9 protein-coding genes are annotated in these 11,841 nt (G+C 54.5%); 5 read left to right on the top strand and 4 right to left on the bottom strand.

Going from position 1 to position 11,841, the window contains the following annotated elements; translation table 11 throughout:
- Window positions 1–15: 15 nt before the first annotated feature.
- Entirely contained in the window at window positions 16–1,716 is a 1,701-nt protein-coding gene (locus KDM89_RS02615) for an RCC1 domain-containing protein (RefSeq protein ID WP_212686363.1), read from the bottom strand.
- A gap of 156 nt (window positions 1,717–1,872) precedes the next feature.
- Between KDM89_RS02615 and KDM89_RS02620 the strand changes: the two genes are divergently transcribed.
- The gene (locus KDM89_RS02620; protein WP_212686364.1) at window positions 1,873–2,379 is read left to right on the top strand and encodes a peroxiredoxin; all 507 of its coding nucleotides are present in this window, start codon (window positions 1,873–1,875) and stop codon (window positions 2,377–2,379) included.
- 89 nt (window positions 2,380–2,468) lie between these two features.
- Window positions 2,469–3,404: a UDP-3-O-acyl-N-acetylglucosamine deacetylase gene (gene lpxC / locus KDM89_RS02625; RefSeq protein WP_212686565.1), complete on the top strand. Its 936-nt coding sequence runs from the start codon at window positions 2,469–2,471 to the stop codon at window positions 3,402–3,404.
- Window positions 3,405–3,755: 351 nt separating this feature from the next.
- On the opposite strand, the gene dxs is transcribed toward lpxC, so the two are convergent.
- The 3 genes from dxs to KDM89_RS02640 are packed head-to-tail and all read right to left on the bottom strand — an operon-like array spanning window position 3,756 to window position 6,796.
- Window positions 3,756–5,630: a 1-deoxy-D-xylulose-5-phosphate synthase gene (gene dxs / locus KDM89_RS02630; protein ID WP_212686365.1), complete on the bottom strand. Its 1,875-nt coding sequence runs from the start codon at window positions 5,628–5,630 to the stop codon at window positions 3,756–3,758.
- A 12-nt stretch (window positions 5,631–5,642) separates the two neighbouring features.
- Window positions 5,643–6,530, bottom strand: a complete 888-nt coding sequence (locus KDM89_RS02635) for a polyprenyl synthetase family protein (protein ID WP_212686366.1) — start codon at window positions 6,528–6,530, stop codon at window positions 5,643–5,645.
- Complete coding sequence (locus KDM89_RS02640) at window positions 6,527–6,796, bottom strand: exodeoxyribonuclease VII small subunit (protein ID WP_212686367.1); 270 nt, start codon at window positions 6,794–6,796, stop codon at window positions 6,527–6,529. The genes KDM89_RS02635 and KDM89_RS02640 overlap by 4 nt, the downstream gene beginning before the upstream one ends.
- Before the next feature lie 402 nt (window positions 6,797–7,198).
- Here KDM89_RS02640 and KDM89_RS02645 point away from each other — a divergent pair, with 402 nt between their 5' ends.
- The 3 genes from KDM89_RS02645 (at window position 7,199) to KDM89_RS02655 (ending at window position 11,805) form a co-directional block, all read left to right on the top strand.
- Window positions 7,199–9,484 (top strand): DUF1631 family protein, encoded by a 2,286-nt coding sequence (locus KDM89_RS02645; RefSeq protein WP_212686368.1) that lies wholly within the window; start codon window positions 7,199–7,201, stop codon window positions 9,482–9,484.
- Window positions 9,485–9,750: 266 nt separating this feature from the next.
- On the top strand, window positions 9,751–10,851 hold the full coding sequence (locus tag KDM89_RS02650; protein WP_212686369.1) for an aromatic ring-hydroxylating oxygenase subunit alpha: 1,101 nt from the start codon (window positions 9,751–9,753) through the stop codon (window positions 10,849–10,851).
- Window positions 10,852–10,914: 63 nt separating this feature from the next.
- The gene (locus KDM89_RS02655; protein WP_212686370.1) at window positions 10,915–11,805 is read left to right on the top strand and encodes a DMT family transporter; all 891 of its coding nucleotides are present in this window, start codon (window positions 10,915–10,917) and stop codon (window positions 11,803–11,805) included.
- Window positions 11,806–11,841 lie beyond the last annotated feature (36 nt).

An 11,841-nucleotide genomic window follows, 5' to 3' on the forward strand; every position in this document is an offset into this window, starting at 1 on the left:
CCTGTGATCATCTGTTTATTGGGCGTAGTAAGGAATCGCGGTCAGCTTGCCGGAAACACGGCTGCTGTCACCACCAGCCCAGGCATCGCCCCAGGTCACATAATCACCGGATTTGGTGACGGCGAGAAATCCGCCGAATGCGGTTCCGTAAATGGCACGCACATTCGCAAGGCGCGCTTTCACGCTGCTGCTGTTGCCGCCTTTACTTTGCATACCCCAGCTGACTACGCTGCCATCGGAACGCAGCGCGGCAAACGCATACTGATTGCCAGTGATCGTCAGGACATTGTTCAGATCGGCGCTGACGGCAGAACTGTCGCCGCCTTTTTCAGCGTCGCCCCAGCTGACGACGGTACCGTCAGATTTCAATGCGACAAATGCCTGATCATTCGCAAATAAACGGATGACTTGTGTCAGCTTGCTTTTGACGGCATCGAAGCTGGCCTGCATGCGCGGGCTGTCGCCCCAGTGTACGACGGTGCCGTCTTTCTTCAGCGCGGCGAAGCTGTATTCAGAAGCGACGATGGATTTCACGTCACTCAGTTGCGCGGCGACCGCAGAAGAATCTGCACTTTCGATATAGGCCAGAGAGCCGAATGCCTGTGCTTTAGCACTGCTGTCGATTGCAGCACCGCTGTAGCCATTCAGTACAAAGCTGCTGACATTGCTCAGTTGTGTGCCGCTGCTGGTGTACAGCGGTGAACTGTAGCCGGAACCCCAGCCTACCATGTTGCCGTCTTCTGTCTGAGCGACGAAATCATAACGGTTGCCAGCGACGCGGCGCAGTTTCTGGCTGCCGATCTTGTAGCTGTTACCGCCGGAATCTGCTTCACCAAAACTCTGCACGGTGCCATCGGCCGCGATCAGCGCATAAGCGCTTTCGGTGTAAGCGACGGAACGGAAATTCGATAACGCGGTAATTTGTTCTGCTGTCAGACCAAGCTGGGAATGGTTCAGCGGGAAATAATCATCCTGCGTGACCGAATACAGATTGCCCCACGCGACAAAGCTGCCATCCTGACGCGTCGCAAAGAAAGCGTTATAGCCGGACTGGATATCTTTCAGATTTTGCAGCGCGCCTGTGGCTTTCGGTGTTTGTCCGCTGGTGGCGTCGGCTGGTTTTTCGATGGTGATCGCATCCGGGCCCCACGACATCACGTTGTTATCGGCTAGCAAGGCGGCGAAACCGCGTTCGGTTGCGATGATTTTGCTGATATTGCTGATGCTTTCGACCGGTGTGTATGCGCCACCCCATTCCGGGCTGCCCCACAAATAAACTTTACCGTTTTGCAAAACGGCAAACGCAGCGCCTGCGGTACTGACGCTGTTGGCTGCCAGCGTTTGCGTTGCGCTGCCGGTGCCACAGGTGGCGGAAATGGTCAGTTTGCTGTCTGGCGTACTGTCTTCCAGCGTCAGATCAGTACCGAGACTCTGGCCAGAGGAATTGCTCCAGGCTATTTTGGGTGTTTCGGTACAGGTGCCGGTGCTGACGCGGGCGATCAGGGTTTGTCCGCGTGCGCCGAAAACATCAATGCTGACCACAGGTTTTGCCGGTGTGGCATTGCAACCCATCTGGGAAGCAAACAAATCATTCACCCGGTTACATACCGCACTGCGGATCTGGTCTTTGTCGCCATTTCCGCCGCAACCGCCCAGCATTGCTGAAATCGTTAACAGCGCAATTGCCGGACGTGCCGGCCAGTGTCGCAAACGCATTCTGAATCCCCTTGCTCGTGTATTTAAATATATTTATCGCAAACAGGTATTGTAATTGACCCGTCATGAAGTCTGGCATTGTTTGGGGGCCGCCGGAAAAAAAATACGGAGTATGTTAATCTCAGGCCACGTTTTTTTGAAAAAAGGAGAAGTCCCATGACAATTCAGACCGGAGACAAACTGCCTGCAGGTCAACTGGCAGAGTTTATCGAAGTAGAAGGCAATGGCTGCAGCTTAGGCCCGAACACCTTTGAGGTGGCGGATCTGGTAAAAGGTAAAACCATTGCAATTTTCGGCTTGCCGGGCGCTTATACGCCAACCTGCTCTGCACAGCACGTGCCGGGTTACATCGAACACGCAGAAGCACTGAAAGCCAAAGGCGTCGATGAAATCTGGTGTATTTCGGTTAATGATGCGTTCGTGATGGGTGCATGGGGTCGCGATCAGAAAGCAACTGGTATCGTACGCATGATGGCGGACGGTAATGCGGCCTTCTCCAAAGCGCTGGGTCTGGATGCAGACTTCAGCAAATACGGCATGGGCACACGTTCCCAGCGTTATTCCATGCTGGTCAAAGACGGCGTTGTCGCGCAGCTGAATGTGGAAGCCGGCGGCAAATTTGAAGTCTCTGATGCAGCAACCATGCTGAAACAGCTGGGCTGATGTTGCCAAAAAGAGGACGCAGCGCGTCCTCTTTGCCTCTCGTCCGCGTTGTGCCGGAAGCCGTGCCGGATAATCGCTATAATGACGGGATGCTGAAACAAACCACTATCCTCCAATCTGTCCGCGCCACCGGCGTCGGCCTGCACTCCGGCACCAAAGTCGAACTGGTTCTGCGTCCTGCGCCAGCCGATACCGGCATTGTATTTACCCGTACTGATCTGAATCCGCCGCTGGTTTTTCCTGCGAATGCCAATGCTGTCGGCGATACCCGTATGGCATCGACCCTGACCAAAGATGGTCAGCGTGTTTCCACGGTGGAGCATTTGCTGTCAGCGGTCGCGGGTATGGGTATTGATAATTTGTATATTGATGTCAGCGCGGAAGAAATTCCGATTATGGATGGCTCTGCGTCTTCCTTCGTGTATCTGTTGCAGCAAGCGGGATTGCAGGAGCTGGATGCTGCGAAGAAATTTATCCGCGTGCTGAAACCGGTGGAAATCCGCGAAGGGCAGGGCGCACAGGAGAAATGGGCGCGTCTGGAACCGCATGATGGTTACAAGCTGCATTTCTTTATCGAGTTTAATCATCCGGCAGTCGATGGCACTGTGCAGACCGCAGAAGTGGATTTTGACCACGTATCCTTCGTCAACGACGTGGCGCGCGCACGTACTTTCGGCTTTATGCAGGATGTGGAAATGCTGCGCGGTATCGGACTGGCGCGTGGCGGTTCGATGGAAAACGCGATTGTGATGGATGAATACAAAATCCTGAATGCAGATGGTTTGCGCTTCAACGATGAGTTTGTGCGCCACAAAATTCTGGATGCGATCGGCGATTTATTCCTGATCGGCCATCCGCTGATCGCCAGCTACAAAGCGCATAAATCCGGTCACGGCCTGAATAATCAGTTGCTGCGTGCTTTGCTGGCAGATCCTGAAGCCTATGAAATTGTCAGCTTCGATGATGTCCGTCAGGCACCACCTGCGTTTGCGTCGCAAAGCCAGCGTGAATGGCATTTCGCCTGAACTGCATTCTGATTGTGCAGCTATCGTCATTTGTATTTCGCTGAGGCCCGGACTTTCTGCCGACGACCGCCGGATCGCTGTGCTGAACACCGCATTTGAGGCAATCTGAGGCAGTTTCAGGCCTTTTGAGACCCTTTTAGACTCTTATCAGCCTCTTGGGTATGATGAAAGAGCATAGGGGGGCGAGGCAGCGGGACAGCCTGAACAGCGGATACAAAGCCCGTAAAAGCAGATTGGTACAGACACAATAAAAAAGCAGCGTTTTCCATCACCGGAAACGCTGCTTTTTTACTTTGCTGAACGCCCGATCAGAAACCGGCTGAGCGGAGTCTGATCGTTCGTGTGACCAGCTCAGGTGCCGGTCGCGGCGACTGCCGGTGTCAGCAAATCGCCGAAGCGTTGCTGTACCGAAGCGGCAATGCCTTTAGCATCCAGACCGCAATTTGCCAGCAGGATTGCAGGATCGCCGTGATCAATGAACTGATCCGGCAAGCCCAGCAATTGCACCGGTTTGGCGATACCGGCTTCGGCCAGTGCTTCCATGACGGCAGAACCCGCGCCGCCCATCACGCAGCCTTCTTCGACGCAAACCAGTGCATCGTGGCTTTGCGCCAGCTGAACCACCAGCTCTTTATCCAGCGGCTTAATGAAGCGCATATTGGCAACGGTCAGATCCAGATTTTCTGCAGCCAGCAGCGCAGGATGCACCATCGAGCCGAAGGCCAGAATCGCGACTTTGCTGCCGTTGCGAACAATGCTGCCCTTACCGATTTCCAGTGCTTCCAGTGCTTCCGAGGTGGCTGCGCCGGTACCTGCACCGCGCGGATAACGGACGGCTGCCGGACCCGGATACAGGTAAGCCGTGGTCAGCATCTGGCGGCATTCATTTTCATCCGCCGGTGCCATCACCACCATGTTCGGGATACAGCGCAGATACGCGATATCGTAGTTACCTGCATGAGTTGCACCATCGGCACCGACCAGACCGGCGCGGTCCAGCGCAAAGGTCACATCCAGATTTTGCAGAGCGACGTCGTGGATCAGCTGATCATAGGCACGCTGCAGGAAGGTCGAGTAAATCGCCACCACCGGTTTGAAACCTTCGCAAGCCATACCGGCTGCAAAGGTTACTGCATGCTGTTCCGCGATACCGACGTCGTAATAACGTTCAGGGAATTGTTTTTCAAATTCGACCAGACCGGAACCTTCGCGCATCGCCGGCGTGATACCGACCAGTTTAGGATCGGCCTTGCCCATATCGCACAGCCACTGGCCGAAGATCTGGGTGTAGGTTTTTTTGCTGCTGGTGGCAGGTTTGATACCTTCCGCCGGATTGAATTTACCCGGGCCGTGGTACAGCACAGGATCGGCTTCCGCCAGTTTGTAACCCTGACCTTTTTTGGTGACCACATGCAGGAATTGCGGGCCTTTCAGGCTGCGGATGTTTTGCAGCGTCGGAATCAGCGAATCCAGATCATGACCGTCAATCGGGCCGATGTAATTAAAGCCGAATTCTTCAAACATGGTGGCCGGCACGATCATGCCTTTCGCATGTTCTTCCAGACGCTTTGCCAGTTCCAGCATGCCGGAAGGCAGCACGGATTTGCCGACATTTTTCGCAGCAGCATAGAATTTGCCGGACAGCAGGCGTGCCAGATAACGGTTCAGCGCGCCTACCGGTGGGGAGATCGACATATCGTTGTCGTTCAGAATCACCAGCAGATTCACATCATCGTACACGCCGCCATTGTTCAGCGCTTCAAATGCCATACCGGCGGTCATCGAGCCATCGCCGATAATCGCGACGGCGTGGCGTTGTTCGCCCTTGGTACGCGCTGCCAGCGCCATACCCAGCGCAGCAGAAATCGAGGTCGACGAGTGCGCTGTACCGAAAGTATCGTATTCGCTTTCATCGCGCTTAGGGAAGCCGGACAAACCCTGATACTGGCGCAGCGATGGCATACGGTCGCGGCGGCCAGTCAGGATTTTATGCGGATAAGTCTGATGACCGACGTCCCAGACCAGACGGTCTTCCGGCGTGTTGAACACATAATGCAGTGCGATGGTCAGCTCCACCGTACCCAGATTCGATGACAGATGGCCACCGGTTTTGGAAACGGAATCCAGCAGGAAGTGGCGCAGTTCATCAGCCACTGCTTTCAGTTGCGGACGCGGCAGCTTACGCAGATCTGCCGGCGATTGAATTTGTTGTAATAAGCTCGTCATAGCGTCACTAAATCAGGCTTGTCTTTGAATAATCAGATCTGCAATATCGTGCAGCTGGCGCGCCTGGTCGCCGTATGCCTGCAGTGCAGTGTGTGCTTGCTGGCAGAGTTCTGCCGCCAGCTGGCGTGATGCATCCAGCCCCAGCAGGCTGACATAGGTCGGCTTGTTGTCGGCGGCATCTTTGCCCGCAGTTTTCCCCAGCGTCGCAGAGTCTGCGGTGGCGTCGAGAATATCATCAACCACCTGGAAAGCGAGTCCGGTGGCAGCCGAGTAAGTATTCAGTGCAGAAATATCCGCTACGCTGAGTTCCTTACCAGCCTGTGCGCCGAGCATGACTGAAGCACGCAGCAACGCACCGGTTTTCAGGCTGTGCATTTGTTCCAGCTGGGCGCGGTTCAGTTGCTGACCAACGCTGGCCAGATCAATTGCCTGTCCGCCGCACATACCGGCAGAACCGGAAGCTTCAGCCAGTGTGCGTATCATGCCTACCACAGTGGCTGGCGCTGCATCTGCCTGTGCCAGTGTCAGGAAGGCCTGACTTTGCAGTGCATCACCGACCAGTAATGCGGTTGCTTCATCGTATTTCACATGCACGGTAGGTTTGCCGCGACGCATATCGTCGTCATCCATGCAAGGCATATCGTCATGTACCAGAGAGTACACATGGATCATTTCCACAGCGCAGGCAGCGCGTTCCAGCAGGGATTGCGGTGCATTGAACAGCGCGCCGGCAGCGAATACCAGCAGAGGGCGCACGCGCTTGCCGCCATCCAGTGCGGTGTAGCGCATGGCTTCATGCAGATGTGCCGGCGTCTGGCTGACCGGCGGTAAATAAGCCGATAAAGCCTGTTCACAGGTCTGCTGGATGTTTTTCATCCAGACCTGAAATTCCTGATTCATTCAAGATCCTCTCTGGGGGAGATGTTCAGCGGGCGCAGCATGCCGTTCTCCAGCACCCGCACTTGTTGTTCTACCTGTTCCAACTGACCGCTGCAGTAGCGTATCAGTGCAGCACCGCGCTGATAGGCAGCCACCGATGCTTCCAGTGCCAGACTGCCGGATTCCATTTGTTCGACCAGTTGTTGCAGCTCTGTCATGGCTGATTCAAAACTGGCTGGTAAATCCGTTGGCGCGGTCTGGGACGGTTCCGTCTGTTTTCTGGGCATGCCTCACCTGTCAGAACAGGACCTGAACCAGTTTTTTGTATCCGTCTCTGCAGACGGGCTGCAGCGGTATTTAAAACGGTTCTGATCAAATTGCAAATCTCTTATGCAGAGTCCAACCCGCTATTTTAGAGCAATCGGCTCAAGATATAAAAAAATCCCCTGTTTTTGTAGCCCTATTTTGCTTACAAATAGAAACAAAAATTTCGAATTTGAAACCGGTTGTCGTTATGTGTGCAGATTACACTCGAAAAAAACGCGAAATTGCGTTTAATTCATTTCCATGTGGAAACGTAGTGGCTATAGTTGCGTAACCGGTTCCTGCGATCAGATGCAGGCCAGCTCTCCGCCTTACAGTCCGTTTTTTTCCAGTGTTTTATCGAAATCAGTTCACAGGTTGTTGTCATGTTGAAATCAGAAACATCTGCGCAAACCGCCTTCAGTGGCAGCCGGGAAAATCCGGAGGCACTGTTGCAGGCGCTGGTTTCTGTGGCGACCCATCTGATGCTGGCGCAGGTAGATGCTTTTTCCGGGCGTTTATCGAATGCTTTGCTGGCCCATTCTGAATCGGCCCACGATTCGCGTGAAGCCAGCCTGAGCTTTGGTGCCGGACAACTGATCAAAAAAAATACCTACGCTTACTACTATCTGGTGTCTGCCGAGCTGGAAAAAGCCTTCCGTCGCGAAACCGCTGTATTACTCGGAAAAGCAGCCGGTGCAGCCAGCAATGCGTCTGAAGATGAGCTGAGTCTGGTCAGCTATGAAGAAATGGATAAGAAGCTGGCGTTCAGCCGCGCCGCACGTGCGGTGGAATTGCAGGCTGCCGAGCAGTATGCAGCGCTGAATATGCGCTTTGCCAGCTTATTGCAGAAAGATGCGCTGAGCATCGCCCAGAATCCTTATCGTCCTGAAGTGATCCTGCATGCCTTGTGGGATGCATGGTGTCAGTTTGATCCTGAACAGGGCACGCACGGATTGGTGCTGCCGCTGCTGAACGCCGATATTTTGTTTGATCTGACCCCGGTGCTGCATGAACTGAATCAGCATCTGGTCAGCAAAGGTATTTTGCCGGACTTGCAGGATTCTTACCGCGTCCGCCGAACCCGCAGTGCCGATAAAAAAGCGGCTGATGACGGTGAACGTCTGCGCCAGTTTTTGTCCGGCGCCACAGACAACGCAGTACCTGCCGTCGCTGCAGGCGGACAGGGTGCGCAGGCGGGACAGGGTGTTCAGGGTAATGCGGCTTTCGGGATGCCCGGTCAGGCAGGATCTGCCGCTGGTACGGCGGGTGTTACCGGCGCTATGGGTGCAGCCGGTGCCGGAATCAGCAGTGCTGCCAGCGCCGCAGGATTACAGCAGTTATCCGCATTACAAAACAGTCAGGCACTGATGCAATGGCTGTCGCAGGAGCAGGGTCCTGTCAGTCTGGCACGCATGCGCGAGCAAATGCCGGAAGCCTTCCATCAGGGCGTTGCGCCGCAAACGCTGGAAGTGCTGTCGCAAGTTTTTGACGAAGTATTCCGCAACGATGAAATTCCGGTTGCCGTTAAACAACTGATTTCTCTGCTGCAGATTCCGGTGCTGAAAGCAGCCATGCTGGATCAGCAGTTTTTCTTTAACACCCAGCATCCGGCGCGCCGTTTGATCGATGCATTGTCGCGTTTCAGCCCCGGTGTGGATGAAACAAAAGCAGCACAAGACCCTTTGCTGCAAAGCATGCAAAAGCATGTGGAGCGCGTCACCCGCGAATTCGATCAGGAAGTCGCGCTGTTCGATGAAGCGCTGCGCGATCTGGAAGCCGAAGTGGCTTCTCAGGAAAAAGCGGCTGAACAAGCCTTACAGGCACCGATACGCAGTGCCTTGCGCAAAGAAAAAATCCGTCAGGCCACTGTGACGGCGAATCACGAAGTGGAATTGCGCGTTGGCAGCGGTGAAATCGTCGCGTTTGTCGAAACCTTTCTGGAAAACCGCTGGGTCAAAGTGCTGACGCTGGCGTACAGCGTGCAGGATGAAAAACCGCAAGCGGTGGAAGATGCGATCCGCACCATGGATGATCTGATCTGGAGCGTGAAGCCGAAGATCACGATGCCGGAACGGCAGGAATTATTGCGCCGTTTGCCCGCGATTCTGGCGCGTCTGAATAAATGGCTGAGTCTGATTAAATGGGATGACGCGGATCGCGTCCGTTTCTTTGCAGAACTGGCGGAATGCCACGCCTCGATTGTGCGTGCGCCGCTGGAATTGTCGCCGGATCGTCAGCTTGAACTGGCCGTGGAAGCCGCGCAGCGTGCCGCCGAACGCCGTCTGGAAAAACGTGCTGAAGCCGAACGTAAAACGCAGGAAGAGCAGGTGGCGCAACAGGAAACCTCGCAAGACCCGTATGTGCAACTGGTCGAGCAACTGGAGCGCGGTATCTGGCTGGCCTTGCAGCGTGATGGTTTGCCGGAACCGGTGCGTGTACGACTGGCCTGGGTCAGCCCGATGCGCAGCCTGTATATTTTCACGACAGTACAGAAAGATCAGACTTTCTCTTTATCCACACAGGAAGTGCAGCAGGCTTTCCGCTCGGGACAGGCGCGTTTGCTGGAAGTCGAAAAAATCATGGACCGCGCTTTGCAGGAAGTGGTGCAACGCTTGCCGGAAGCCGCTGCCGACAACCCGGAACCTGAATTGCAGGAAGCCTCCGCCTGACGGCGTATCTGAGATACTGAGGCGCTAATGATCCATATCATTTGTTGCCTTTTTTACCCCTGATTTGCTGTAAGAATTTGATTATTCACAGATTTTTCTCAGTCCGGATACCCCGCAGTATGATTTCGGGTATAATCCCGCGCTCTGTCCAAAATTCCTCTTCAAGTCGTTTGATCGTCTGAACTTCGTCCGGGCCAGATCCGGGCGATAAAGTTTTTTTGGATTCTTTCTCTCTTAGGTTGGTGAAAATTAATTTGGGGGTGGGGATGTCCGATCTGGCTTCTTTGTCTAAACTCGCGCGTTCTGACGCGCAACTTCCGGTCAACGTATATTTTGATGAAACGCTGTTACAGCGTGAAATCAAAGAACTTTTTCAGGCAGGTCCACGCTACGTCGGCCATGAGCTCATGGTGCCGAATGTCGGTGACTTTGCGACACTGCAAGCTGAAAACGAAGGCCGTATGCTGGTTCGCAGCCCACAGGGCATAGAACTGATGTCCAACGTTTGCCGTCACCGGCAGGCGCTGATGTTTAAAGGCCGCGGTAATGCAGACAACATCGTTTGTCCGCTGCATCGCTGGACCTATGATTTAAAAGGTGAACTGATCGGCGCGCCGCACTTTGCCGACACGCCTTGCATGCATCTGAAACGCACACCGTTACAAAACTGGAATGGCTTGCTGTTCGAGCAAAACGGTTACAACGTGATGGAACGCATGGCCACACTGAGTGTGACCAAAGACCTCGATTTTTCCGGCTATATGCTGGATCACGTGGAAGTGCATGAATGTGATTACAACTGGAAGACTTTCATTGAAGTCTATCTGGAAGATTATCACGTCGAGCCTTTCCATCCGGGTCTGGGTAACTTCGTGACCTGTTCTGATCTGCGCTGGGAATTCGGTGAAGATTACAGCGTGCAGACCGTTGGTGTGAATGCCGGTTTGCGCCGCTCCGGTTCGCCGGTGTATCAGCGCTGGCAGGAACAGCTGATGAAGTTCCGCAACGGTGAAGCACCGAAATACGGTGCGATCTGGCTGACGCTGTATCCGAACATCATGGTGGAGTGGTATCCGCATGTGCTGGTAGTGTCCACGCTGTGGCCAACGGCTACCGGTAAAACCCGTAACGTGGTGGAGTTCTACTATCCGGAAGAAATCGTGCTGTTCGAGCGCGAATTCATCGAAGCAGAACGTGCTGCGTATATGGAAACCTGTATCGAAGACGATGAAATCGGTATCCGCATGGATCAGGGCCGCAAAGCCTTGTTTGATCGCGGTGAAAATGAAGTCGGGCCTTATCAGTCGCCAATGGAAGATGGTATGCAGCACTTCCATGAATGGTATCGCCGCAAAATGCAGTTCTGAAATACAACCGTTACACAATAAAGGGAGGCCAGGCCTCCCTTTGTTATTGGAAGAAAGCAAGTTATGCAGTCGCTGTGGATGCTGGTCGCCAGTCTGTTATTTTCTGTGATGAGTGTGTGCGTCAAGCTGGCGTCTGCGCAATATTCCACCTCTGAAATTGTCTGTTACCGCGGCCTGATCGGCATGCTGATACTGGGCAGTCTGCTGCGTCTGCACGGCGGCACGCTGCGCACTACGATGGGCGCATCGCATTTCTGGCGCGGCCTGGTTGGTGTGGCGGCATTGTGGTTGTGGTTTTTTGCGATTGGCCAGTTACCGCTGGCAATGGCCGTCACACTGAATGCGATGTCGCCACTGTGGATTGCCGCGATGTTATTCACCGCGTCTTTGCGCAAAGGCCGTAACCTGCCGGACTGGCGACTGGTACTGGCGATCCTGATGGGCTTTGCCGGTGTGATTCTGCTGCTGCAACCGAGTATCCATGCCAGCCAGTGGGTGGGCGGTGTGCTGGCGCTGATTTCCGGTGTTCTTGCAGCGCTGGCGTATATGCAGGTGCGTGATATGGGTTTGCGCGGCGAGCCGGAATACCGCGTCGTGTTTTACTTTTGTCTGACCTGCGCGGTGGCTGGCATGGCGGGAACATGGCTGTTACCCGGTCATCCGGATCAGATCAGCTGGCACAGCCACGACCTGCGCGGCACCGTGTTGCTGCTGGCAATAGGCGTGACAGCCGTGGCGGCGCAAATGGCGATGACCCGCGCTTACCGTCTCGGTAACACCTTGCTGGTCGCGAATCTGCAATATCTGGGCATTGTATTTTCCAGCATCTGGGATTTGCTGATCTGGAACGATCCGCTCAGCGGCCTCAGCTGGATAGGCATACTGGTGATTCTGGGCAGTGGTTCGCTGGCCAGCTTTTACAACTACCGCCAGCAACAGGCGGCGCGGCGCTGATACCATGCTGATCATCCACTGACATCGCGCTGATAT

The sequence above is a fragment of the Cognatundibacterium luofuense genome (assembly GCF_018139685.1).
In the GTDB taxonomy this organism is placed as follows: domain Bacteria; phylum Pseudomonadota; class Gammaproteobacteria; order Burkholderiales; family Burkholderiaceae_D; genus Undibacterium; species Undibacterium luofuense.

Bases quoted from the DNA above. Each gene is read 5' to 3' on its own strand.
- KDM89_RS02615 (WP_212686363.1), bottom strand. From the start codon at position 1,716: ATGCGTTTGCGACACTGGCCGGCACGTCCGGCAATTGCGCTGTTAACG.
- KDM89_RS02620 (WP_212686364.1), top strand. From the start codon at position 1,873: ATGACAATTCAGACCGGAGACAAACTGCCTGCAGGTCAACTGGCAGAG.
- lpxC (WP_212686565.1), top strand. From the start codon at position 2,469: ATGCTGAAACAAACCACTATCCTCCAATCTGTCCGCGCCACCGGCGTC.
- dxs (WP_212686365.1), bottom strand. From the start codon at position 5,630: ATGACGAGCTTATTACAACAAATTCAATCGCCGGCAGATCTGCGTAAG.
- KDM89_RS02635 (WP_212686366.1), bottom strand. From the start codon at position 6,530: ATGAATCAGGAATTTCAGGTCTGGATGAAAAACATCCAGCAGACCTGT.
- KDM89_RS02640 (WP_212686367.1), bottom strand. From the start codon at position 6,796: ATGCCCAGAAAACAGACGGAACCGTCCCAGACCGCGCCAACGGATTTA.
- KDM89_RS02645 (WP_212686368.1), top strand. From the start codon at position 7,199: ATGTTGAAATCAGAAACATCTGCGCAAACCGCCTTCAGTGGCAGCCGG.
- KDM89_RS02650 (WP_212686369.1), top strand. From the start codon at position 9,751: ATGTCCGATCTGGCTTCTTTGTCTAAACTCGCGCGTTCTGACGCGCAA.
- KDM89_RS02655 (WP_212686370.1), top strand. From the start codon at position 10,915: ATGCAGTCGCTGTGGATGCTGGTCGCCAGTCTGTTATTTTCTGTGATG.